The 22,466-nt window shown below is 63.1% G+C and carries 23 protein-coding genes and 1 tRNA gene; 20 read left to right on the top strand and 4 right to left on the bottom strand.

The features are described from left to right. Window positions 1-176 precede the first annotated feature (176 nt). The 3 genes from ACFO3E_RS20365 to ACFO3E_RS20375 all read left to right on the top strand — a co-directional run bounded on the left by ACFO3E_RS20365 (window position 177) and on the right by ACFO3E_RS20375 (window position 2,669). Window positions 177-806, top strand: a complete 630-nt coding sequence (locus ACFO3E_RS20365; protein ID WP_380807155.1) for a hypothetical protein — start codon at window positions 177-179, stop codon at window positions 804-806. A 181-nt stretch (window positions 807-987) separates the two neighbouring features. Continuing rightward, window positions 988-1,902 (top strand): sulfite exporter TauE/SafE family protein, encoded by a 915-nt coding sequence (locus tag ACFO3E_RS20370; RefSeq protein WP_066527463.1) that lies wholly within the window; start codon window positions 988-990, stop codon window positions 1,900-1,902. A 2-nt stretch (window positions 1,903-1,904) separates the two neighbouring features. Continuing rightward, a complete protein-coding gene (locus ACFO3E_RS20375) occupies window positions 1,905-2,669 on the top strand; it encodes a TIGR02186 family protein (protein WP_066527461.1) in 765 nt (254 codons plus the stop codon). Here ACFO3E_RS20375 and ACFO3E_RS20380 read toward each other — a convergent pair. Further along, window positions 2,659-3,090, bottom strand: a complete 432-nt coding sequence (locus tag ACFO3E_RS20380; RefSeq protein WP_066527458.1) for a DUF488 domain-containing protein — start codon at window positions 3,088-3,090, stop codon at window positions 2,659-2,661. The genes ACFO3E_RS20375 and ACFO3E_RS20380 overlap by 11 nt on opposite strands. A gap of 81 nt (window positions 3,091-3,171) precedes the next feature. Here ACFO3E_RS20380 and ACFO3E_RS20385 point away from each other — a divergent pair, with 81 nt between their 5' ends. From ACFO3E_RS20385 to ACFO3E_RS20425, 9 genes are all read left to right on the top strand, one after another. Next, window positions 3,172-4,167 (top strand): aspartate carbamoyltransferase catalytic subunit, encoded by a 996-nt coding sequence (locus tag ACFO3E_RS20385; protein WP_066527456.1) that lies wholly within the window; start codon window positions 3,172-3,174, stop codon window positions 4,165-4,167. After that, window positions 4,164-5,387, top strand: a complete 1,224-nt coding sequence (locus tag ACFO3E_RS20390; RefSeq protein WP_066527451.1) for a dihydroorotase — start codon at window positions 4,164-4,166, stop codon at window positions 5,385-5,387. The genes ACFO3E_RS20385 and ACFO3E_RS20390 overlap by 4 nt, the downstream gene beginning before the upstream one ends. 57 nt (window positions 5,388-5,444) lie before the next feature. Then, a tRNA-Trp gene (locus tag ACFO3E_RS20395) sits at window positions 5,445-5,520 on the top strand. Between the two features lie 168 nt (window positions 5,521-5,688). After that, entirely contained in the window at window positions 5,689-5,895 is a 207-nt protein-coding gene (secE, locus tag ACFO3E_RS20400; protein ID WP_066529257.1) for a preprotein translocase subunit SecE, read from the top strand. Window positions 5,896-5,916: 21 nt separating this feature from the next. Beyond that, window positions 5,917-6,453 carry a transcription termination/antitermination protein NusG gene (gene nusG, locus ACFO3E_RS20405; protein ID WP_062117774.1) on the top strand — a complete coding sequence of 179 codons (537 nt, stop codon included), beginning with the start codon at window positions 5,917-5,919 and terminating at the stop codon, window positions 6,451-6,453. 252 nt (window positions 6,454-6,705) lie between these two features. Further along, window positions 6,706-7,137 (top strand): 50S ribosomal protein L11, encoded by a 432-nt coding sequence (rplK, locus tag ACFO3E_RS20410; protein WP_037464038.1) that lies wholly within the window; start codon window positions 6,706-6,708, stop codon window positions 7,135-7,137. A gap of 4 nt (window positions 7,138-7,141) precedes the next feature. Then, window positions 7,142-7,840, top strand: coding sequence for a 50S ribosomal protein L1 (rplA, locus tag ACFO3E_RS20415; RefSeq protein WP_037464035.1), 699 nt, complete (start codon window positions 7,142-7,144; stop codon window positions 7,838-7,840). Window positions 7,841-7,905: 65 nt separating this feature from the next. Beyond that, a complete protein-coding gene (locus ACFO3E_RS20420) occupies window positions 7,906-8,103 on the top strand; it encodes a hypothetical protein (RefSeq protein WP_197486270.1) in 198 nt (65 codons plus the stop codon). Then, window positions 8,093-9,841 (top strand): DEAD/DEAH box helicase, encoded by a 1,749-nt coding sequence (locus ACFO3E_RS20425; protein WP_066529254.1) that lies wholly within the window; start codon window positions 8,093-8,095, stop codon window positions 9,839-9,841. The genes ACFO3E_RS20420 and ACFO3E_RS20425 overlap by 11 nt, the downstream gene beginning before the upstream one ends. A 59-nt stretch (window positions 9,842-9,900) precedes the next feature. Here the strand turns inward: ACFO3E_RS20425 and ybaL are convergent, their stop codons facing one another. Beyond that, window positions 9,901-11,535 carry a YbaL family putative K(+) efflux transporter gene (ybaL, locus tag ACFO3E_RS20430; RefSeq protein WP_066527447.1) on the bottom strand — a complete coding sequence of 545 codons (1,635 nt, stop codon included), beginning with the start codon at window positions 11,533-11,535 and terminating at the stop codon, window positions 9,901-9,903. Window positions 11,536-12,348: 813 nt separating this feature from the next. Between ybaL and rplU the strand changes: the two genes are divergently transcribed. The 6 genes from rplU to ACFO3E_RS20460 all read left to right on the top strand — a co-directional run bounded on the left by rplU (window position 12,349) and on the right by ACFO3E_RS20460 (window position 17,079). Further along, complete coding sequence (rplU, locus tag ACFO3E_RS20435; RefSeq protein ID WP_066527443.1) at window positions 12,349-12,645, top strand: 50S ribosomal protein L21; 297 nt, start codon at window positions 12,349-12,351, stop codon at window positions 12,643-12,645. A gap of 30 nt (window positions 12,646-12,675) precedes the next feature. Continuing rightward, window positions 12,676-12,945 (top strand): 50S ribosomal protein L27, encoded by a 270-nt coding sequence (gene rpmA, locus ACFO3E_RS20440; RefSeq protein WP_007683600.1) that lies wholly within the window; start codon window positions 12,676-12,678, stop codon window positions 12,943-12,945. Window positions 12,946-13,219: 274 nt separating this feature from the next. Continuing rightward, a complete protein-coding gene (locus ACFO3E_RS20445; RefSeq protein ID WP_066527440.1) occupies window positions 13,220-13,795 on the top strand; it encodes a GNAT family N-acetyltransferase in 576 nt (191 codons plus the stop codon). A gap of 115 nt (window positions 13,796-13,910) precedes the next feature. Further along, a complete protein-coding gene (obgE, locus tag ACFO3E_RS20450) occupies window positions 13,911-15,002 on the top strand; it encodes a GTPase ObgE (RefSeq protein ID WP_380807157.1) in 1,092 nt (363 codons plus the stop codon). 25 nt (window positions 15,003-15,027) lie between these two features. Next, on the top strand, window positions 15,028-16,158 hold the full coding sequence (gene proB, locus ACFO3E_RS20455) for a glutamate 5-kinase (protein ID WP_066529250.1): 1,131 nt from the start codon (window positions 15,028-15,030) through the stop codon (window positions 16,156-16,158). Window positions 16,159-16,164: 6 nt separating this feature from the next. Further along, the gene (locus tag ACFO3E_RS20460; RefSeq protein ID WP_197486269.1) at window positions 16,165-17,079 is read left to right on the top strand and encodes an NAD-dependent epimerase/dehydratase family protein; all 915 of its coding nucleotides are present in this window, start codon (window positions 16,165-16,167) and stop codon (window positions 17,077-17,079) included. A 1-nt stretch (window position 17,080) separates the two neighbouring features. On the opposite strand, the gene ACFO3E_RS20465 is transcribed toward ACFO3E_RS20460, so the two are convergent. Both ACFO3E_RS20465 and radA read right to left on the bottom strand, forming a co-directional pair. Beyond that, entirely contained in the window at window positions 17,081-17,590 is a 510-nt protein-coding gene (locus tag ACFO3E_RS20465) for a CvpA family protein (RefSeq protein ID WP_066527438.1), read from the bottom strand. Window positions 17,591-17,600: 10 nt separating this feature from the next. Further along, window positions 17,601-18,968: a DNA repair protein RadA gene (radA, locus tag ACFO3E_RS20470; RefSeq protein WP_066527437.1), complete on the bottom strand. Its 1,368-nt coding sequence runs from the start codon at window positions 18,966-18,968 to the stop codon at window positions 17,601-17,603. A 212-nt stretch (window positions 18,969-19,180) separates the two neighbouring features. Here radA and ACFO3E_RS20475 point away from each other — a divergent pair, with 212 nt between their 5' ends. Then, window positions 19,181-19,876, top strand: a complete 696-nt coding sequence (locus ACFO3E_RS20475; RefSeq protein WP_066527435.1) for an endonuclease/exonuclease/phosphatase family protein — start codon at window positions 19,181-19,183, stop codon at window positions 19,874-19,876. Between the two features lie 196 nt (window positions 19,877-20,072). Further along, entirely contained in the window at window positions 20,073-22,466 is a 2,394-nt protein-coding gene (locus ACFO3E_RS20480) for a patatin-like protein (RefSeq protein ID WP_380807160.1), read from the top strand.

Here is a 22,466-nt window from a genome sequence, read left to right on the forward strand (position 1 = left end):
ATTATACGCTTGGGCAGCGCAAGCGGCATGTTTTGGCCCGTCTCCACCCAGGGCCTGACGCCCCCGATGCAGCCAAGCTCTGTGCGTCACACGGCTGCGCCAATGCAAAGGCCGAAAGCAGCAATTGTGGCTCCCCCCCCCTATCTGTATCCGGCGCGCGACCGCTCGGAACGCCCGTGCCTACCCGCACTGTCGCACGCCCAATCCGCAAATCCGTCGAAGCGCCGTTCAGGTCAGCGCGTACCACCCCGGCTGAAATGCTCGCGATCGGCCAAGACGATCATATATCAGCCGCCACCCCTGCTCAGCCCCAGGCCAGCCCGGACCCCTCCCCCACACCGGCAGTTCCGCTTGCGCCTCACGGTCAGTCGCGGCTGGATCGTTGGCGTGGCAGCGCTTGGCTGCTCTGGCGCGACGGCAGCGCCAGCCGCGCGAACATCATCACCGCGGGCAAGCTCGGCGGGTCACAGGCCGGACTTAGATTGGATTATGATCTGACTCCTGCGTCATCTGGCCGAGCCGCCGCCTATGGCCGCGTCACCGCAGCCCTCAACCGCCCAGCCTCCCCCGAAGGCGCGCTGGGTCTCGCCTGGCAACCCTCGCGGGCCATTCCCGTCAGCATAGCCGCCGAACGCCGCATAGCTCTTGGCAAGGGCGCCCGCGACGCCAACGCCGTCCTGGCGGTCGGCGGTTTCGGCCCAACCCCTGTGTTCCTTGGATTGGAGGCCGAAGCCTATGCACAGGCCGGGATGGTCGGCTTTCACCGCCGCGACCTGTTCGCCGACGGCAAATTCTCGCTGCTCTAAGTGCAGCTCCGCCTGCCGCTTCCACAGGTCTCCGCCCGTCTCAGCATCGAGTGGCGGGAACGGATTGCCGGCCAGGCAAGCCCCCCGTCCGGCCTGGCCGTGACGCTCGGTGCCGATTTTTAAAAGGAGTACCCTCCCCTGCCTTTATCTCGCCGCGCAATGGGCTTAACCCTGTGACTCCATGGATCTCTACCTGCCCATCGCCAATCTGTCGGTGAACGCGTTGGTGATCATCGCCCTGGGTGGCGTGGTCGGCCTGCTTTCAGGCATGTTTGGGGTAGGCGGCGGGTTTCTGACGACGCCGCTGTTGATTTTCTACGGCATCCCGCCCACCGTCGCCGCGGCCTCGGCAGCGTCGCAGGTAACTGGCGCCAGCGTGTCCAGCGTAATCACGCACATGGCCCGAGGAACCGTCGATTTCCGAATGGGCGGGGTTCTGATCGGCGGGGGCGTCATCGGCGCGGGCATCGGCGTCTTGCTCTTCCGCCTGCTGCAATCGGCTGGGCAGATCGATACCGTTATCGGGATCCTCTATGTCCTGATGCTGGGCGGCATCGGCAGCCTGATGGCGAAGGAATCGATCCAGACCCTCATCGCATTGAAAAGCGGAAAGCGGCCCCCGGCGCGCAAGCGCCGGCACCATCCGCTTGTCGCGGCTCTCCCGATGCGCTGGCGCTTCTACCGGTCGGGCCTCTATATCTCGCCACTTGCGCCGCTGCTGCTGGGTATGGCGACCGGCATCCTCACCACCTTGCTGGGCGTCGGCGGCGGCTTCATCCTGGTGCCTGCCATGCTTTACCTGCTTGGCATGACGACGCAGTCGGTGGTCGGGACCTCATTGTTCCAGATCCTGTTCGTCACCATGGCCACGACCATGATGCACGCCATGACGACCAAGGCCGTCGATCTTGTCCTCGCGATGCTCCTCCTGATCGGCAGCGTCACCGGCGCGCAAGTCGGCACGCGCATCTCCATGACGGTCCGCCCCGAATATCTGCGCATCCTGCTCTCCGCCATCGTTCTCCTGGTGGCCGCGCGCATGGCGCTGGGGTTGGGCTTCCGCCCCGATGAAATCTACACGGTGGAAGTTCGCTGAGCGTGCGCGCCCGCCTCGCGCTTCTCTTGCCTGCGCTGTTGCTCACAAGCGCGGCTGGAGAGCCCATGCTGGTGCCCGACGTTTCTCAGCGCGAGGTGGAAATCCAATATAGCTTCACAGGCGCGGACCTCCTGCTGTTCGGCGCAATCGTCTATCCGAACGGCCGCCAGCCCAAGAAACCGGCCGACATATTGGTCGTGCTGAAAGGCCCCGATCAATCCATCATGATGCGCGAGAAGCAGAAAGTGGCCGGCATCTGGGTAAACGCCGATAGTGTCCGCTTCCGCTCCGCCCCCAGCTTCTACGCAGTCGCGTCCTCGCGGCCCATTACCGATGTGGTGGATGACCGCACCGCCGCCATTTACGAGTTGGGCGTCAACAAGCTGCAACTATCACCCTCTTCGCTCAACGAAAGTGCCGAACTCGACCGCTTTCAGGCTGGCCTCATCGACCTGCGGGAGCGAACCGGCCTTTTCGCCGAGCGGCAGGGATCGGTGGAGATCACCCAAGGCGTGCTGTACCGCGCCCGCTTGCCGCTTCCTGCGCGCGTAATCGTCGGCGACTATACGGCCGAAACTTTCCTGGTTCAGGATGGTCGGGTCGTCGCCGCCGCTGTCCGCGACATCACCATTCGCAAATCGGGATTCGAAAGGTTCATGGCCGTCGCTGCGGAGCAATGGCCTTTTTTCTATGGCCTCACGGCCATCCTGCTGGCTGTCGGCATGGGCTGGGCGGCCGGAGCGGTGGCGCGCCGATTCAGGGCTTGAGGTCAACGCGCTCGTCGTCGGGAAAGACATATTCGAGCAGCAGGGAGCGATGACACCCGTCCGCCTCCCGCTCGAAGCAGAGCAGCGCCGTCGGTCTTTCCCGCGCTAAGTCACGCAACTGCTCCCCCTGAACAATGGCTTCGGGCAGATCAAGCTGAGCTGAATAAATTTCGCGCAACTTCGCATGATTGCCCTTTCGCGCAGCCTCCCGGCCCTCGGCGGGCGTCCCCAGCGCCTTCAAGCCCACATAATCGATGCCCGCCTCTTTGAGTCCGGCCGCCAGGATGTTCTTCGAAAAGCCGGGACGGCGTGACAGCGGAACCGCTCTGATGTCGGCCAGCAGGGTCACGCCAGCTTCCTGCAGCGCCGCGATGAGCTCGGCCTGGGTCGCCCCTTCATATCCTATCGTGTAAATGCGCATGTCGAAGAGATAGGGAGCAGCGCGGAACTTCCAAGCTTCGCGCCTTGCCCTCTCCCATGCGCTCGCCTAAAGGGTCCGTTCATGCCCGAGATCATTGCTCCTTCCGCCTCGCCCGACCTTTCTGGCCGGGCGCTGTTTCCGCATCGGCATCTCCTCTCCATCGCCGATCTGAAGCCTTGGGAAATTCGCTTCCTGCTTGATGAGGCGGAGCATTGGGCAAGGACCAATCGCGGTAATGCGCGCAAGCATGACGACCGCCTGAAAGGCATGACGCAGATCAACGCCTTTTTCGAAAACAGCACGCGCACGCTGCTGTCCTTCGAGATTGCGGGCAAACGGCTGGGCGCGGACGTCGTCAACATGCACGCCGGCCAGTCCAGCGTAAAAAAGGGCGAAACGCTGATAGACACGGCGATGACGCTCAACGCGATGGCCGCCGATGTGATCGTCATCCGCCATGCCAGTTCGGGAGCTGTCGCGCTGATCGCTGACAAGGTGGACTGCCCGGTCCTCAACGCCGGGGATGGCTGGCATCAGCACCCCACCCAGGCGCTGCTCGATGCGCTGACGATCCGCCGCCGCAAGGGCAGCTTCGAAGGGCTGATCGTCGCAATCTGCGGCGATGTGCTGCATAGCCGGGTGGCGCGCTCGAACATGCTCTGCCTCGCCGCTCTGGGGGCTCAGGTGCGGGCGGTCGCGCCGCCGACCCTTATGCCGCCGGAAGTCGAGATGTTGGGCGCAACCCCCTTCCACCGAATGGACGAGGGGCTGGACGGCGCTGACGTCGTCATGATGCTGCGCCTTCAAAATGAGCGCATGGACGGCGCGTTCATCCCGTCGCCGCGCGAATATCATATGCTCTATGGCCTTACCCCCGAACGGCTGGCGCTGGCGAAGCCCGACGCGTTGGTGATGCACCCCGGACCAATGAACCGCGGCGTCGAAATCGCGAGCGTGGTGGCGGACCATCCCGATCGCTCAGCGATCACCGAACAGGTGGAAATGGGGGTCGCCATCCGCATGGCCTGCCTGGATGTGCTGACGCGAAGTGCACGCGGTGTGGAGGGCTGGCAATGAACAAGCTCGCCATCGTGAACGGAAAGCTTGCCGATCCCGCCGCACCGGGCTTGGCGAACGGCGTCATTCTGATCGAGGGCGACCGGATCGCCGCTGCAGGCGACATCGCCGTTCCGCAGGATGCGGAACAAGTGGATGCGGCAGGTCTGGTCGTCGCACCAGGCCTGATCGACCTCGGGGTCTTCGCCACCGACAAGCCAGCCTTCCACTTTGGCGGCATAACCCGCGCCGCGCTGATGCCGGACCAATCCTCTCCGTTGGACGACGCTGGCCTGATCCGCCAGGCGACGCGCGCGGGGAAGCCGGACTTCTGGGTTCATCCCATCGCCGCTGCCACCCGCGGCCTTAAGGGCGCTGAACTGGCGGAAATCGGCATGATGCAGGCGGCCGGCGCAAAGGCGGTCGGAACCGGACGGCAGTGGATCGCAGACTCCGGCGTCATGATGCGCGTCCTCGCCTATGCCTCCGGCCTTGGGCTGACGGTCATCACCCATGCCGAGGACAGTGGGCTGACGAGCAAGGCCGTGGCGACCAGCGGCGAGACGGCGACGCGCCTCGGCCTGCCCCACGCGCCTGCTTGCGCCGAAGCCATCGCGATCGGGCGCGACATCATGCTGGCCCGCGAAACAGGCGCGGCTATTCACTTCCGGCTCGTCACCACAAAGGCTGGCTTCGACCTCATCCGAGCGGCGAAGGCCGAGGGGCTGAAGGTCACCTGCGGGATCAGCCCGGCCTATCTCTACCTGGCGGACAATGCCGTCACGGACTTCCGCACCTTCGCGCGCCTGTCGCCCCCGCTTCGGTCGGAGGATGACCGCCTGGCGTCGATCGCAGCGGTGGCGGACGGCACGGTCGATGTGATCACGTCCAGCCACGACCCGCGCGGGCCGGAGGACAAGCGATTGCCCTTCGCTGATGCGTCGCCGGGCATGGCTGGCGCGGAAACGCTCCTTGCCCTGTCGCTCAATCTGGTGCGCGAAGGCCATCTCTCCATGACCCGGCTGATGACGCTGCTGAGCGCCAATCCCGCCCGGATCTTGGGCGTCAATGCCGGAAGCTTCGCAGCGGGCAGCGCGGCCGACCTCATCTTCATCGATCCCGATACGCCGTGGATCATCGACTCTGCAAGGATGGCCGCGCAAGCGGGTAACACGCCCTTTGATCGGGTGCCGGTCCAGGGCCGTGCGCGGCGGATCATGAAGGGCGGCGTTTTCCTCTAAAGTTTCCTGCTTGCCCTACCCCGCATGCCACGCTAAAGCGCCCTCCTTCGCCGGCACAGGAGTGTAGCTCAGCTGGTAGAGCGTCGGTCTCCAAAACCGAATGCCGGGGGTTCGAGTCCCTCCACTCCTGCCAAGCATCTGGTCGTCGATCCTTGATTTTTCAAAGGTTCGCGGGTAGCTGCCCGAGCGAAGATGGGTCGCGAAGCCAGCGGCCGCACCCCGGGACGCCGACATGGCGGGGTCCGGAGGGCGGACTGTTGCTTCGCGCTTTGGTGTTTTGTTCGAAGGTTTTGAGGCAGCGATGGCGAAGGTTTCTCCGGGCGAATTCGTCAATCAGGTGAAGACCGAAGCGTCGAAGATCGTGTGGCCCACCGGCCGCGAAACGGTCATGACTGCGGTGATGGTCGGTATCATGACCACGCTGCTCGGCCTCTTCTTCTTCGGCATCGACACCTTTTTCGGCGCGGTCGTTCAGTGGCTGCTGAGCTTCGCTGCCGGACAGGCTTGATTGGGAGTTTGAAACGGTAACATGGCGCGCTGGTACATCATCCACGCCTATTCGGGCTTCGAAAACAAGGTCAAGGAATCGATCCTGTCCGAAGCCGAGCGCATGGGCCTCTCCCAGTTGGTCGAGCAGGTGGAAGTTCCCACCGAGACCGTGACCGAGGTGAAGCGCGGCAAGAAGGTTCAGGTCGAACGCAAGTTCATGCCGGGCTATGTCCTCGCCAAGCTGGCGATGAACGACGACATCTATCACCTTGTGAAGAACACGCCGAAGGTGACCGGCTTCCTCGGATCGAGCGGCAAGCCGCAGGCGATCAGCGAGACGGAAGCCGCCCGCTATTTCGGCGCCCGCAAGGAAGCCGAGGCTGCGCCCAAGCACAAGGTCAATGTCGATTACGAAATCGGCGACAGCGTCAAGGTTCTGGACGGCCCCTTCGCCAGCTTCAACGGCACCGTCGAGGAACTGGATTTCGAAAAGAACCGCGTCAAGGTGTCCGTGTCGATCTTCGGCCGCGCCACGCCGGTCGAACTGGACTTCGAACAGGTCGAACTGTCGAAGTAAAAAATTACGCTCGTCACCCCGGACTTGATCCGGGGTCCCGCTTTCCTTCCAGGGGCAGCGGAATGCCACATCAAGTCCGGCATGACGATGAAAGAGATTACGTCATCCCAGCGAAAGCAGGGATTTCGTGCCTTAAGCCGTTCCCTTGCGGCTTGAGATGCCAGCATCTGCTGGCATGAACGACAAGGGAAGCTAGTGCGGGAGGCGTCCTTCGGGTCGCTGCTTGACCGCTTAACTTGAAAGAGAGTGAAAATGGCCAAGAAGATTACGGGCTATATCAAGCTCCAGGTGCCCGCTGGAGCCGCCAACCCCTCGCCGCCGATCGGTCCGGCGCTGGGTCAGCGCGGTGTGAACATCATGGAATTCTGCAAGGCGTTCAACGCCTCGACGGAAAAGATGGACAAGGGCACCCCGCTGCCGACCATCATCACCGTCTATGCGGACCGTTCGTTCAGCTTCGTCACGAAGCAGCCGCCCGCCACTTACCTGATCAAGAAGGCCGTCAACCTGAAGTCGGGTTCCAAGGAACCGGGCAAGGTTGTCGCCGGCAAGATCACCCGCGCCCAGCTCGCCGAAATCGCGCAGGCCAAGATGGTTGACCTGAACGCGAACGACATCGACGCAGCGACGAAGATCATCGAAGGCTCCGCTCGCGCGATGGGCCTCGAAGTGGTGGAGGGCTAAGACCATGGCAAAGCTGAGCAAGAAGGCGAAGGCCCTGGCCACCGCCGTTGACCGGGAAAAGCTGCACGGCGTTGACGAAGCGCTGGGCCTGATCAAGACCCACGCGACCGCCAAGTTCGACGAAAGCGTCGAAATCGCGATCAACCTGGGCGTCGATCCGCGTCACGCCGACCAGATGGTCCGTGGCGTCGTCACCCTGCCCGCCGGCACCGGCAAGGACGTCCGCGTCGCCGTGTTCGCCCGCGGCGACAAGGCTGAAGCCGCGACCGCCGCTGGCGCCGACATCGTGGGCGCTGAGGATCTGCTCGACAGCATCCAGGCCGGCAACATCGACTTCCAACGCGTGATCGCCACCCCCGACATGATGGGTCTGGTCGGTCGCCTGGGTAAGGTTCTGGGTCCCAAGGGCCTGATGCCGAATCCGAAGCTGGGCACCGTGACGCCGAACGTCGCCGAAGCGGTCAAGGCTGCCAAGGGCGGTCAGATCGAATTCCGCGTCGAAAAGGCTGGCATCATCCACGCCGGTCTGGGCAAGGCGAGCTTCTCGGCCGAAGATCTGCGCAAGAATTTCGACGCTTTCGTTGACGCGATCGTCAAGGCGAAGCCGTCGGGTTCGAAGGGCAAGTACGTCCGCAAGATCGCCCTGTCGTCCTCGATGGGCCCCGGCGTGAAGGTCGATGTAGCGGAAGTCGCTTCGGTCTGATCCCTTAGCGGATAAGCAAAAAAGGGGCCGCCTTCCCTCTTTGCGGGGGAAGGCGGCCTTCTTATTTGGGACATTCTCCCTTCGCAGGGGGCCTGCTCGAAAGCCCCGGCTTTCGGCGGTTTCTCTACTCCAGGGACGGTGTGAACTTCGGGGTGCGTGACCTTGCACCCTGGGCTCCGGCAGCAGCTGGAGAAGATCAGGTCATCATGTATCCGTCGGGAATGGCGGGTCGCCTTACCGATGGAAAATATAATGTCTTTTGAACATCTCCCTCCCCTGCTTTCCGGCGCTTTGACACGGAAAGGCTATGAACAGCTGACCCCCGTCCAGGCCGAGGTCACGCAACCCGAAAACGAAGGTCGCGACCTCATCGTCTCGGCACAGACCGGCTCGGGCAAGACGGTTGCGTTCGGCCTCGCCATGGCGGGTGAACTCCTTGGCGAACAAAGCCGCCTGCCGGTCGCCAGCAAGCCGCTCGCACTGGCCATCGCGCCCACGCGCGAACTGGCGCTGCAGGTGAGCCGCGAACTGGAATGGCTCTATGGTGAGGCTCGCGCTCGCATCGCCACCTGCGTCGGCGGCATGGACGCCGCAAAGGAACGCCGCGCACTCAGCCATGGCGCGCACATTGTCGTCGGCACGCCGGGCCGTCTGCGCGACCATTTGGAGCGCGGTGCCCTCGATCTCTCCGGTCTCAAGACCGTGGTGCTCGACGAAGCCGACGAAATGCTCGACATGGGCTTCCGCGAGGATCTGGAAGAAATTCTCGACGGCGCGCCCGAGGATCGCCGCACCCTTCTCTTCTCCGCCACTATGCCCAAGCCGATCGTCGCCCTCGCCAAGCGCTATCAGAAGGACGCGCTGCGCATCTCGACGGTCAGTGATGAGCGCGGTCACGGCGACATCAGCTATCAGGCCGTGACCGTCGCCCCGGCGGACATCGAAAATGCGGTGGTCAACCTACTACGCTATCATGAGGCGGAAACAGCGATCCTCTTCTGCGCCACCCGTGACAATGTACGCCATCTCCATGCCAGCCTCACCGAACGCGGCTTCGCGGCCGTCGCGCTCTCGGGCGAGCACAGCCAGAATGAGCGCAACCATGCGCTTCAGGCGCTGCGCGACCGCCGCGCACGGGTCTGCGTGGCGACCGACGTCGCCGCTCGCGGCATCGACTTGCCCAATCTCAGCCTCGTGGTCCACGTGGAAATTCCCCGTGACGCGGAAACGATGCAGCACCGCTCGGGTCGCACCGGGCGTGCGGGTAAGAAGGGAACGGCGGTACTCATCGTCCCCTACCCGCGCCGCCGCCGCGTCGAATCCATGCTGCGGGGCGCTAAAATCCCCGTCGAATGGGGCACTCCGCCGAGTAAGGAAGCCATTCAGGAGCAGGACAATGCCCGCCTGCGCGCCAGCCTGATGGAGAAGGCCGAATTGGACGAGCAGGACTGGGCGCTGGGCGCCGAGTTGCTGGCCGAAAAGTCCGCCAAGGAAATCGCCGCGATGCTGGTGAAAAGCGCCCGCTCCGCCCTCCCCGCGCCCGAGGAACTGCTCGACCGCAGCGAGGCGCCTGCGCGCCAGGAAGGGCCGCGTCCCGGCTTTGAGGACACGATATGGTTCCGCATGGACATCGGCCGCAACCAGAATGCCGATCCGCGCTGGATCCTGCCGCTGATCTGCCGTCGCGGCCATGTGTCGCGCCAGGATATCGGCGCGATCCGCATCGCCGCCAATGAAACAATGTTCGAGATCCCTTCGGCCATTGCGGCGAAGTTCGTCGGCGCGGTGAAGCGCACCGGCCAAGCCAGTGACGAGGGCGCGGAAGTCGCGATCGAGCAAATCGAAGGCAAGCCGCGCGAAATGGCTCGCGAGAACCGGCGGGAGGGGCCCCGCGGCAAGGGGCGTCCCAACGCCGAACGCGGCCCCCGTCCTCCCGCGCACAGTCCACGCCCATTCAAGGGTGGTCCCAAGCGCGGCGGTCCTCGAAAACCCCGAGTTTGAGGTGAAGGGCCGCCGTCTGACAAGGCGGCCCTTTGTCGCTTCAAACTAACAAAAAAGGGTCATCCCGCGCCGCAGAGCGACAGCATTTTGGCGGCCAGTTCGCGTTCCCCCATGACGATGTGGGGAACGCCCAACCCTTCCAGATGCACGACTTCCGCATCCGAATGGGCGCGGGCGATAACTTGGATGTTCGGGTTCAGGTGGCGGGCATGCTGGTGGATTGCGCCACCCTCAAAGCCCTCCGGCACTGCGATCAACAAGCGGCGCGCTTCGCAAATACCCGCTGCAATGAGATGACGGTCCTCCAGCGCGCTGCCGCGCACGACCGACAGCCCCGCCTCCTCCGCTTCCTCCGCCCGCTCGTGATCTCCTTCGACAACCACCAGATGCGCATGCCGCTCGGCCAGACGAGATGCGATCATCTTGCCGACGCGGCCGTAGCCGACCAGGATGACATGGCCGATCCGGCGCGTCACCTGCGCCTTTTCGGTAAGCTCCTCATCGTCCTCCGGCTTATGCTTGCGCACGATCAGCGAAAAGATCAGCGGATTGAGGAAGATCGAAACGATAGCACCGGCCAAGATCAGGTCCCGCGCTTCGGCAGGCAAGATGCCAAGGCCAGTCCCCAGCGAGGCGAGAATGAACGAAAATTCACCGATCTGGGCGAGGCTTGCCGCGATGGTTAGCGCCGTCTCACCAGTGTAGCCAAAAGCTCGAACGATTACGAAGGCGGCAATGGACTTGCCAATGATGATGATCGCCACCGTCGCAAGTAGGGGCAAGGGCTGTTGGACCAACACGGCCGGATTGAACAGCATGCCCACCGAGACGAAGAAAAGGACCGCGAACGCATCGCGTAGCGGTAGAGTTTCCTCCGCGGCGCGCCGACTGAGGGGTGTCTCCCCCAGGATCATGCCCGCAAAGAAGGCTCCAAGCGCGAAGGACACATCAAAAGCAACCGCTGCACCGAAAGCGACGCCGAGCGCGATCGCCAGGACCGCGAGACGGAACAGTTCCCGCGATCCGCTATGCACGACCCAGTGCAGCGCCCAGGGGATGACCCGGCGACCCACGATCAGCATCAATGCGACGAAGCCGGTCACCTTCAGCAGTGTGCCGAGCAACGGCCCGAACAGCGCCCCCGCTCCCGCCGATGCATCCGCATTGTTCATGACCCCGGCCAGTGCGGGCAACAGGACCAGCGCCAGCACCATCACCAGATCCTCGACGATCAGCCAGCCAACAGCGATTCGCCCGCGGCGCGTCTTCACCAGGTCAGCGCCTTGCAGCGCGCGTAAAAGGACAACGGTGCTGGCGACCGACAAAGCTAGGCCGAACACTAGGCCGCCCAGCAGGGGCCATCCCATGAAATGGGAAAGGCCAATGCCCAGCAATGTCGCCACGGCAATCTGGCCAATCGCGCCGGGAACCGCGATATTCTTCACCGAAAGCAGGTCACGCAACGAAAAGTGGAGGCCGACGCCGAACATCAGCAGAATAACGCCGATCTCGGCAAGTTCATTGGCCAGTCCTGCATTGGCGACAAAACCGGGTGTGAAAGGACCGACGATGATACCCGCGACAAGGTAGCCGACCAATGGAGACAATTTCAGGCGATGGGCGATGGCGCCCATGACGAAAGCAACGACAAGGCCCGCAACGATCGTTCCGATCAGAGGCGTATGATGAGGCATATAGAATCTGTTCCTGTCCGCCAGGGCGCAGCGCTCGGCTGGCCCTGGCCTGTGGTCATTCGGCGATGGCCAGCATCGCTGCGGACAGCAGCGCACCCGCTGCGGCCAATCCGGTCAGCACAGCGGGCATAAACCACCGGGGCGGGCTGGTGCGACGCGATTTTCTGCCAGTCATGGAAGACTCCTTCCAGGGAACGCCCGCATAGCGGGCGGGGCAAAGACTGTCAGAAAGATGCTGGAGGCCCTCTCGCTCTGCGACAGGAAGTATAAGTAGTTGCGCGATGTGCCTCCGTTGAAGAGGGCCAACACCATCCAAAAAGAAAAAGCCCGGCTGCAACAAGCGCCATAACGGCTGGCAAGACCCACAACTTGATCGGCCCCCCGATCTGCCCAGCGCGTTCGCGTCCTATCTCTGAAGGAAGCGCTTCCTCTATCGTAGCTGGAGACCGCGCCTTCAACACGACGCCCACCGTCGCAGGGTTGAACGCAGAGCCCGTCAGCCTGCTCGATGGCGGCCCCAGAGGCGCGAGGGCAGACAGCAGCGCAATCATGATCGCCACCCACAGGGACGCGATGAAGGACCTGCGTCCCATCATGCTGCTATCCCTATGCGACACTGACGTCATGCGCTTCGCGGTTCCTTTGCGTAGTCCAGATAGGCGCGTGCCCGCCTAAAAACCAGTACCGATACCAGTCGATATAGTTGACAGCAGCGAGTCATTCCACTACCGGGCCACATTCCCGCGCGGGTCAACAGGACGTCAAGTCCTCGGCGATCTGCGTAAAGCAGATTTGAACGAGAAGAGAAGAGCCATGTTCGCAGTCGTGCGCACGGGCGGCAAGCAATATCGCGTCGCCGCCGGAGACAAGATCGTCGTTGAGAAGCTGGCCGGTGAGGCTGGTGACAAGGTTACCTTGGGTGACGTCCTGTTCGCCGGTGAAGGCAGCGACGTGAAGGACGCCAGCAAGCTGACCGTTGCCGCAGAAATCATCGCGCAGGCGAAGGGCGAGAAGGTCATCGTTTTCAAGAAGCGCCGTCGGCACAACTACCGTCGCCGCAACGGTCATCGCCAGAATCACACGATCCTCAAGATCGTGTCGATCGCCTGAGCCGCAGTCCAGTTTCGAGGAGTTTGAGTCATGGCACATAAGAAAGCTGGCGGTTCGTCGCGTAACGGTCGCGATTCGGAATCGAAGCGCCTTGGTGTGAAGAAGTTCGGCGGTCAGGAAGTGATCGGTGGCAACATCATCATCCGTCAGCGCGGCACGCGCGTCTATCCGGGCCGCAACGTAGGCATGGGTAAGGACCATACGCTTTTCGCGCTGGGTGAAGGCCGCGTGGTATTCCACACCGGCAAGCTCGGCCGCAAATATGTGTCGGTCGATGCGATGGCCGAAGCAGCCGAATAACGGACGATTGATGACGGATCGTCCCACGCAATTGGGGCGATCCTCCTGGTGGAAAGACATTTAGTCCACCGCCAGTGTTCGAGGGAAACGAAGGGGCGCCCCGTCTGGGAGCGCCCCTTTTTCCGTTCGGTGGCATCTCCCCTCATTTTCCCTCAAGCCTTTGGAACCCTGTCCTTTCTCACGCGTCATGCGGGCGGGGTTCAGCCAGAGGAAAAGTCGTCAAGCCGTAACTTTTCGCGGCCATTGGCGCGTCGATCAGAGGAGAGATTTGAAAATGTTCGCCCGTACCCCTCGCCTACTCTTGAGACCTGGCTGGATGGAAGATGCGCCTGCGCTGGCCGAGGCGATCGGCGAGCAGGCGATCCTGCGCAATTTGACGAGGGCACCTGCGCTCTATGGCGTCGATGACGCCCGCGCCTTCCTTTCGCTACCGCACGACTCGCGCCTCCCGCGATTGCTGGCTTTTTCTCGTACCCGGGGAGCGCCACGGCTCGTCGGTGGCTGCGGGCTGCATCTCGCCGAAGATGGTGCGCCGGAGATCGGCTACTGGATCGCTCGCCCTTATTGGGGCTTGGGCTTCGCCACCGAGGCGGCAAGTGCGGTGCTGAACATGGCGCGCGCGGCAGGCGTTAACGGCATCGCCGCGGCATATTTCGCTGACAATCCTGCATCGGGCAACGTACTGCGCAAACTCGGCTTCCGCTACACGGGGCGTGTTGAGCAGCGATACAGCCCCGCGCGCGGGACGACGGCCGAGTGCCTGGTCTTCGAAGAAGGCGTGGCCGGACGAATGATGACAGATCCCGCCATGGACCTTTATGAAGATGCCATGCCTGCCCTTGCGGCATGACTGATCGACAGGGGCGGCGTCGAACCGTGTCGTCCCTCCCCTCCCAACACATGTTTAATTAAGACCGGAGACGGCAAGGTTTAATTCCGCAGCATAAGCAGCTATGGGCCAGCCCATGCATTTCCTGGATCAAGCAAAGATTTACATTAAATCCGGCTGGGGCGGCCCCGGCGCGGTCAGTTTCCGGCGGGAAAAATATGTCGAATATGGCGGCCCCGACGGCGGCAATGGCGGCAAGGGCGGAGACATTATCTTTGAAGCCGTCGCCGGGCTGAACACCCTAATCGACTTCCGCTATACTCAGCATTTCAAAGCGCAGCGAGGGCTGCCCGGCGCAGGCAAGAATCGCTACGGCGCGGGTGGCGAGGATCTCGTCATCAAAGTGCCCGTAGGCACCCAGATTCTGTCCGACCCCCAGCCCATCGAAGGCACGGAGGATGAGGACGGCTATCCTGATTATGAGGAGCAGGAACTGCTCGCGGATTTCACGGAAGTCGGGCAGCGCTTGGTGCTGCTCCGCGGCGGCGACGGCGGGCGCGGCAATCTATCTTACAAGACGAGCACCAACCGCGCGCCCCGGCAACATGGCACCGGCTGGCCGGGTCAGGAAATGTGGGTGTGGCTGCGGCTGAAGTTGCTTGCCGATGTAGGGTTGGTGGGCATGCCCAACGCTGGCAAGTCGACCTTCATCAATCAGGTGACGAACACCAAAGCGAAGGTCGGAGCCTATGCCTTCACCACGACCAAGCCTCAGCTCGGCGTCGTGCTGCACCGCGATCGCGAATTCGTGCTGGCCGACATTCCGGGGCTGATTGCGGGCGCCGCCGAGGGAGCCGGGATTGGCGACCGTTTCCTTGGCCATATCGAACGCTGTCGCGTGCTGCTGCACTTGGTGGATGCGACAGGCGACGATCCCGTCGAGCAGTTCCGGATCGTGCAGGACGAACTCGCCGCATATGATGAAGGTCTGGAAGACAAGCCGCAGATCGTAGCGCTCAACAAAGGCGACTTGTTGGGCCAGGAATTGATGGAGGACATCGCTGCCCAGCTTCGCGAAGAAGCCGGTGTGGAGGATGTGTTCATCATATCTGGGGCCACCGGTGAGGGCGTCCCCGCGCTGCTCGATGCGGTTCTGCCGTTGCTGTCGGAACCCAAGGCAGAGGAGTCGGCCGATGGGGAAGGTGACGCACCATGGTCGCCCATTTGATTGCAAGGCGGATGGATTCGAATCTGTGACATCCCCTCTTTCCGGCTTTCCGCCTTCCCAGATTCGGCGTTTGGTCATCAAGATCGGGTCCGCCTTGCTGGTCGATCCGGCTGGCGAGGTGCGCGAGGCATGGCTGCGCACGCTGGTAGAAGATATTGTCGCCCGTAAAGCCGCTGGGCAGCAGATCATCATTGTATCATCTGGCGCGATCGCGCTTGGGGCTCGTCGACTGAAACTGCCCAAGGGCGGACGCGGCAGCCTGGAGGATGCGCAGGCAGCGGCTGCGACGGGGCAAATTGCATTGTCACAATGCTGGGCGCGCTTGCTGCAGGACAAGGGCATGACGGCTGCGCAGATACTGGTGACGCTCGACGATCTTGAGCATCGCCGACGCTATCTCAACGCATCGGCCACCCTAGAGCGGCTGATGGCACTGGACGTCGTTCCGGTCGTGAACGAGAATGACAGCGTGGCGACAGCCGAGATCCGCTTCGGCGACAACGACCGGCTGGCGGCGCGCATCGGACAGGCGGCACGGGCCGACGCGGTCGTGCTGCTTTCCGATGTCGATGGGCTTTACACCGCGAACCCGCACGTCGATGCGAGCGCGATGTTGATACAGACAATCGAGCGCATAGACGCGCGGATCGCCGGAATGGCGGACGGCGGATCGGCTTCCGGCATGGGTTCAGGCGGCATGACGTCCAAGATTGAGGCGGCGCGGATCGCAACGGGAGCAGGGGCGCATCTGGCGATTATCTCGGGCAAGGTGGACAGCCCCTTATCCCACTGGAGTAATGGCGGGCGAGGATCGATCTTCCTGGCCGCGCCTGCGAAGCGCGCACGCAAGGGATGGCTCGCCGGACGGCTGATGGTGCGCGGGCGGATCATCATCGATTCGGGAGCGGAAAAAGCGCTGGGCCGCGGAAACAGCTTGCTGCCCGCGGGTGTGGCAAGAGTCGAGGGAGCATTCGCGCGCGGCGATGTCGTGGATATCATCGGCCCGGAAGGGCAAGTGATCGCTCGCGGTCTCAGCGAATATGACAGCGAGGAAGCAGCCCGGATTGCTGGCAAGCGCAGCGAGGATATAGCCGCCCTGCTGGGGCACCTGCCTCGCTCCGTCCTGGTCCATCGCGACCATTTGGCGATGGTCTGACATTTCATGAAACTGCGTATTGCAATGACCGGCGCGACGGGTTTCGTCGGTGCCGAAACACTTAATCAAGCCTTGCAAGCCGGGCTCCATGTGACGGCGATCACACGCAAGGCGCAGCCGCCCCGCGCGCGACTGAAATGGGTGCATGGCTCGTTAGAGGATCGCCCAGCGCTAAACACGCTTGTGCGCGACGCAGATGTGGTGATCCATATTGCAGGGGTCGTCAACGCCGCTGATCGCGATGGCTTCGAGGCAGGCAACGCTCGGGGCACCATGGCCGTGATTGACGCCATGCGGCAACGGGGGGTGCGGCGGCTGATTCATGTATCGTCACTTGCGGCGCGAGAACCCAAGCTGTCCGACTATGGCTGGTCAAAGGGCTTGGCTGAGCGGCATGTGAAGGCGAGCGGCCTAGATTGGACGATAGTGCGGCCGCCAGCAATCTATGGGCCAGGCGACCGGGAGATGCTGGAGCTGTTTCGCATGGCTAAGCGCGGCGTCATGCTGCTGCCGCCCGGTGGCCGTCTGTCGCTGATCGAGGTCAGCGATCTGGCGCGGCTGCTGCTGGTGCTTGCCGGAGAGAAAGAAATCAGCCTCGCCCATTGCTACGAAGCCGATGACGGCACCCCGGGCGGCTGGGATCATCTGGATTTTGGCCAGGCGATAGGCCGAGCGGTGGGGCGGCCAGTCCGGACCTTTGCGACGCCGAACTGGGCGCTGGGTCTGGGGGCCCGGCTGGACCGGATACTGCGCGGCAAGGGGGCGAAACTGACACAGGATCGGGTTAGCTATTTCTGCCATCCGGATTGGGTGGTGACGAAGCGCAAGCAACCACCCAAAAAGCTATGGACCCCCATGGTGACCACGGAGGAAGGGCTTAAGGCGACGGCTGACGCTTACCGGGCCAAAGGATGGCTGTAGCTCAGTCCGCTGACTTCCTGGCGCGGCGCTCGGCGACGAATTCGCTGATCGCCTGACCGCTGGCGTTGAGCAGGGGATAGGTGCGTGCATCGGACAACCAGTCGGGACGACGAGCGGTACTGCCGTAGAAGGTGTCGTACACCAGACTGAAGGCGAGGAAGACGAGCGTTGCGCCAATCAGTCCTTTGACCGCTCCGAAACCTGCGCCCAAGACGCGATCGACAGGGCCGAGGATCGACTGCCGGGTGCGGCGGCCGATGGCGTGGGCGAGAAGCTTACCGGCGCCGAAGGTAATGCCGAATACCAGAATGAATGCAAGAATTGCAGCGCCACTGGTGGTTCCTACAAGGGGAGTGAGCAGTTCGGTCGCAGAACTGTGGAAGAGGCGGATGGCGAAGATGCCGAGCACCCAGGCGATCAGCGACAATGTTTCGAGAACGAAACCACGTAGCAAACCCAAGACGGCGCATCCGCCGATGGCGAGGAGGACGAGGATATCGACGGCGTTCATGGACGCCGGGCTATCCGCGGCCGAGCATCTGGTCAACCAATTGGCTTAACGCGCGATAGCCGCTGACGGCGATGCCCTTCACCCCATCCGCCACTGCCGAGGGAACATAGGCGCGTTCGAAGCCGAGCTTGGCAGATTCCCGCAGGCGCAGAGGTGCGTGAGCGACAGGGCGAATTTCACCTGACAGCGCAAGTTCGCCGAAGAGAACGAGATCGGCCGGCACGGGGCGTTCGGCCAAGGCGGAAATGAGCGCCGCGGCGACGGCGAGGTCTGCGGCGGGATCGGAAAGGCGATATCCGCCCGCGACGTTCAGATAGACTTCGCAGGTCGAGAAGCTGAGGCCGCAGCGCGCCTCCAGCACGGCCAGAATCATGGCGAGGCGGCCGCTGTCCCAGCCAACCACCGCGCGGCGGGGGGTAGCGCCGCTGGAGAGCCGGACGACGAGGGCCTGTATTTCGACGAGAACGGGCCTGGTGCCCTCAAGCGCCGGAAAGACGGTGGCACCCGTTACGGTTACGTCACGATGTGTCAGGAACAGCGCGGAAGGGTTGGCAACTTCCTCCAGCCCTTCCGCTACCATAGCGAAAACGCCGATCTCGTCGGTGCCGCCGAAGCGGTTCTTGATCGCGCGCAGGATGCGATACTGGTGACTGCGCTCCCCCTCGAAGCTGAGCACTGTATCCACCATATGTTCAAGGACGCGAGGGCCAGCGATGCTGCCGTCCTTCGTCACATGGCCGACGAGAATGACTGCGGTGCCGTGCTGCTTGGCGAAGCGGATCAGTTCCTGCGAGGAGGCCCGAACCTGGCTGACCGTGCCGGGAGCGCCCTCGATCAAATCGCTGTGCATCGTCTGAATGGAGTCGATGACGAGCAGAACGGGCGGCTCCCCCTCCCCCAGCGTGGTCAATATGTCCCGGACGGAGGTCGCGCTGGCGAGCTGCACCGGCGCGCTGCCGAGGCCGAGACGCTGTGCGCGCAGGCGGACCTGATCCGATGCCTCCTCCCCACTGATATAGGCGACGGAGAGGCCCCGTGCGGCAATGCGGGCAGCGGCCTGAAGCAGCAGCGTCGATTTACCGATGCCGGGATCGCCGCCGATCAGCGTCGCGGAGCCAGGAACGATCCCGCCGCCCAGCGCCCGGTCGAACTCGGCAATGCCGGTGCTAGTGCGTTGCGGCAGTTCGACCTGGCTATCTAGGCCCACGAGCGTCAGAGCGCGACCGCCGGTTTGAAGGTCGTGACGGGCAGAGAAGATGGTTTCGGCCGCTTCTTCCACGATGCTGTTCCATTCGCCGCAATCATCGCATTGCCCCTGCCAGCGGGAGGAGAGCGTGCCGCACTGCTGGCAGACGAATTTGCGCTTTGCCTTTGCCATTATAAACCTTGCCGTCCGATCTCGCGTCTCGACTTCGCTCGAAGCGAATGGGGTAATTAAGCGAACGGATGTGGTATGGCGGCACGCCGCGAACGTTTCAAGAACAAAGAAACGAAGCTGGCGCCCTTCCACGGGCTTAAAGAGACCGGGGGATTGTTAGAGCCGGACGGAGAGTGCTGGAAACTCATTGCTATGTGGCGCATTGTTTCGCCATGAAATCCATTCGCGTTGCCAGCTACAATATCCGCAAGGCCATCGGCACGGATCGCCGCCGAAGTCCGGAACGGGTGCTGGAAGTGCTGGCAGAGGTGGATGCCGACATCATAGCCCTGCAGGAAGCGGATCGCCGCTTTGGGGTAAGATCGGCTGCGATCCCGCCTTGGTTGCTGGACTCCCTCAGCTCCTACAAGCCCGTGCCATTGAATGTGCAGGCCGATTCCATGGGTTGGCATGGCAACGCCATTCTGGTGCGCAAGGAGGCGGAGATCGGCGCACATGACGTGCTGCACCTGCCCTGTCTGGAACCGCGAGGGGCGACCATGGCGGAGGTAACGCTGGGCAAGTCCAAGATGCGGATTTTCGGCATGCATCTGGACCTGTCTGGCCTTTGGCGGCGGAAGCAGGCAGCAGCGGTGATCCACGCGGCAGGGCTGCGCGAGGAGATGCCCACGGTGCTGATGGGGGACCTAAACGAATGGAGCGCGGGACGAGGATGCCTGGCCGATTTCGCGCGGCATTACAGCTTCGCGCCCTGTGGCCGGAGCTTCCATGCGCGGCGGCCGGTGGCGCAGCTCGACCGGATCATGCATTGCGGGCAACTGAAATTGGTCGATAGCGGAGTGCATGACAGCGCGGCGGCGCGGAAGGCATCTGACCATTTGCCGATATGGGCGGAGTTTTGGTTGTGAGGGGCGGCGATAGATTAGCCAAGTTTGGGCCAGCAGGCCGTCCTCCTCTCCGGTCGGCTCTAGCAGGCCGAGAACACTGCGCCGACTTTTCGGCGGGCGCTTCTCGACTTCGCTCGAAGCCGCTCGAAGCGAAGGGGATGAAAGAGGTAACGCGCCATTCAATCCACGGTCATAGGATCAGGGATAAGACACGCTCATGAAAGAGCGCGAACTTCGCTTGGCGCTGGTCTGCTACGGCGGGATCAGTCTGGCCGTTTACATGCACGGCATCACCAAGGAAATCTGGCGGCTCGCGCGGGCGAGCCGGGGTTTTCATGATGGCTCGACCAGCGGGAACAGCAGCGAGGCCGTGTACCGGAAGCTGTTGGAGGACCTGGAGGCGGCGAGCGGCGTGCGTTTGCGGGTCATGCCCGATATTATTGCGGGCGCGAGTGCGGGCGGCATCAACGGCATCTTCCTGGCGCAAGCTATTGAAACAGGCCAGTCGCTGGAGCCGCTAACCGATCTGTGGCTGGAAAATGCCGACGTTGAGCGGCTGTTGGACCCTGATGCCCGACCCGCTCGGCGGATCACCAAATTCTGGGCAACGCCGCTGGTCTGGATGGCGGCGCGGCATCCTGGAGACACGGTAGAGCGCACCGTGGCGCCGAATACCCGCGAGGAGGTGCGGCACAAGCTGTCGAATTTCATCCGGTCGCGCTGGTTCGAGCCGCCCTTCGGCGGCGAGGTGTTCACCGCGATGATCCTGGATGCGTTCGACGCGATGGAGGCGGCGGAACGTGGGCCGCCGCTGCTGCCAGAGGGACATCCTCTGGACCTGTTCGTCACGGTGACGGATTTTGAAGGCCATCCGCAGAGCCTCAATCTCAACAGCCCACCCCAGGTGGTTGAGACAGAGCATCGCCTGTCTATCGGCTTTCGGGCACGAGGGCGCGGCGACAGGCTGTTCGCGGACCCGGCCGAACTCGTCTTTGCGGCGAGGGCGACAGCAAGTTTCCCCGGCGCTTTCCCGCCCTTCACCGTGCGCGAATTGGACCGAGTGCTGAAGCGCCGCCATCGGGCCTGGCCAACGCGCGACGCCTTTCTGGCGCATGCCCTGCCCCGGCATTGGGCGCGCGGCAAAGCGGAGGACGCCGTACTGATCGACGGATCGGTGCTGGCGAACGCGCCGTTCGCGCAGGCGATCGGCGCGCTGCGGAACCGCCCATCGCGGCGCGAGGTCGATCGGCGGTTTGTCTATATCGACCCCAAGCCGGGCCATCGCTCGATCCAGCTCAACAAAGAGGGCGTTCAGGAAGAAGAGGCCGTTGGCGAAGGTGCGCCGCTGCCAGGCTTCTTTCGCACCATCTTCGGTGCACTGAGCGACATTCCGCGTGAACAGCCCATCCGTGACAATTTGGAAGCCATTGATCGCCATTCGTCCCGCATCCGCCGCATGGTGCGCATTCTGAATGCGCTGCGTCCGGGGATTGAGGCGGAAGTGGAAAGCGCGATGGGCGGCATGCTGTTCCTCGACCGTCCCACGCCCGCCCGGCTTTCGGTCTGGCGCGCGAAGGCCCAGCAGCGCGCCGCCAATTCGGCAGGTTTCGCCTTCCCAGCCTATGGGCACCTGAAGCTGTCCGGCATTGTGGAAGATCTTGCCGCCCTGCTCTTTCGCCTGAGTGACGAGGAAAGCCCGTTGATGCGGGAAAATTACCGCCAGGCGCTGTGGTCGCATGTGCGGGCGATCAGAGCGGACCAGCTGACGGAAGATGTCGGGCCGGGATCGCCGCCCGTTCTCTTCTTCCGTACCCATGACCTGGCCTTCCGCATCCGGCGGCTGCGTTTTCTGGCGCGGCGGCTGGCCGAAACGCTGGAGGTCGAATCGCAGGCGGGCGACGCTGCGGTCCAGAAGATGCACGACGCCATCTATCAGGCGCTGGCCCATTATACGGAATGCGAGGGCACAGACTTCTACAATGGCGCGATCCGGTCAGCGGCGAAGGAACTGCCCAATGATGCGGCGGCGGCGCTGGATGCGATCGCGCAGGCGCGCGGGCTAGGCGAGCGCGACGGCGTAGCGGACGTGATGCTGGCCGAAGCGCTGGCGGACCTGCCGAAGGCGGAACGGAGGACGATGCTGCTCTCCTATCTCGGCTTTCCCTTCTACGACATCGCCACCCTACCGTTGCTTCAAGGCCACGCTATGGATGAATATGATCCGGTGAAGGTTGATCGGATTTCTCCTGAAGATTGCAGCGCAATTCGCACGGGCGGCGCAGAGGCGACATTAAAGGGGATAGAATTCAATAATTTCGGCGCTTTCTTTAGCAGGGCCTATCGGGAGAACGACTATTTGTGGGGACGCCTTCATGGCGTCGAGCGCATGCTGGATATCGTAATTTCCGCATTGCCCGCGGCAAGCCGCCTTTCCGAAGAGAGCGTCCGCGCCTATAGGCAAGCCGCTTTCATGGCGATTCTCGATGAGGAGGAGCAGCGACTGCCGCATGTCGCTGATCTTATTGCCATATTGCGGGAGGAAATCGGTGGGCGCACGGTTGGGGCTGTTTCCATTGATGATGATGCTGACGCTAACCGCGGCTTGCCGTGA

The organism is Sphingobium tyrosinilyticum (genome assembly GCF_042654265.1).
GTDB classification, from domain to species: domain Bacteria; phylum Pseudomonadota; class Alphaproteobacteria; order Sphingomonadales; family Sphingomonadaceae; genus Sphingobium; species Sphingobium tyrosinilyticum.

Excerpts from the sequence above, each read along its gene's own strand:
- ACFO3E_RS20370 (WP_066527463.1), top strand. The coding sequence starts at position 988 with ATGGATCTCTACCTGCCCATCGCCAATCTGTCGGTGAACGCGTTGGTG.
- ACFO3E_RS20380 (WP_066527458.1), bottom strand. The coding sequence starts at position 3,090 with ATGCGCATTTACACGATAGGATATGAAGGGGCGACCCAGGCCGAGCTC.
- ACFO3E_RS20385 (WP_066527456.1), top strand. The coding sequence starts at position 3,172 with ATGCCCGAGATCATTGCTCCTTCCGCCTCGCCCGACCTTTCTGGCCGG.
- ACFO3E_RS20390 (WP_066527451.1), top strand. The coding sequence starts at position 4,164 with ATGAACAAGCTCGCCATCGTGAACGGAAAGCTTGCCGATCCCGCCGCA.
- secE (WP_066529257.1), top strand. The coding sequence starts at position 5,689 with ATGGCGAAGGTTTCTCCGGGCGAATTCGTCAATCAGGTGAAGACCGAA.
- nusG (WP_062117774.1), top strand. The coding sequence starts at position 5,917 with ATGGCGCGCTGGTACATCATCCACGCCTATTCGGGCTTCGAAAACAAG.
- rplK (WP_037464038.1), top strand. The coding sequence starts at position 6,706 with ATGGCCAAGAAGATTACGGGCTATATCAAGCTCCAGGTGCCCGCTGGA.
- rplA (WP_037464035.1), top strand. The coding sequence starts at position 7,142 with ATGGCAAAGCTGAGCAAGAAGGCGAAGGCCCTGGCCACCGCCGTTGAC.
- ACFO3E_RS20425 (WP_066529254.1), top strand. The coding sequence starts at position 8,093 with ATGTCTTTTGAACATCTCCCTCCCCTGCTTTCCGGCGCTTTGACACGG.
- ybaL (WP_066527447.1), bottom strand. The coding sequence starts at position 11,535 with ATGCCTCATCATACGCCTCTGATCGGAACGATCGTTGCGGGCCTTGTC.
- rplU (WP_066527443.1), top strand. The coding sequence starts at position 12,349 with ATGTTCGCAGTCGTGCGCACGGGCGGCAAGCAATATCGCGTCGCCGCC.
- rpmA (WP_007683600.1), top strand. The coding sequence starts at position 12,676 with ATGGCACATAAGAAAGCTGGCGGTTCGTCGCGTAACGGTCGCGATTCG.
- ACFO3E_RS20445 (WP_066527440.1), top strand. The coding sequence starts at position 13,220 with ATGTTCGCCCGTACCCCTCGCCTACTCTTGAGACCTGGCTGGATGGAA.
- obgE (WP_380807157.1), top strand. The coding sequence starts at position 13,911 with ATGCATTTCCTGGATCAAGCAAAGATTTACATTAAATCCGGCTGGGGC.
- ACFO3E_RS20460 (WP_197486269.1), top strand. The coding sequence starts at position 16,165 with ATGAAACTGCGTATTGCAATGACCGGCGCGACGGGTTTCGTCGGTGCC.
- ACFO3E_RS20465 (WP_066527438.1), bottom strand. The coding sequence starts at position 17,590 with ATGAACGCCGTCGATATCCTCGTCCTCCTCGCCATCGGCGGATGCGCC.
- radA (WP_066527437.1), bottom strand. The coding sequence starts at position 18,968 with ATGGCAAAGGCAAAGCGCAAATTCGTCTGCCAGCAGTGCGGCACGCTC.
- ACFO3E_RS20475 (WP_066527435.1), top strand. The coding sequence starts at position 19,181 with ATGAAATCCATTCGCGTTGCCAGCTACAATATCCGCAAGGCCATCGGC.
- ACFO3E_RS20480 (WP_380807160.1), top strand. The coding sequence starts at position 20,073 with ATGAAAGAGCGCGAACTTCGCTTGGCGCTGGTCTGCTACGGCGGGATC.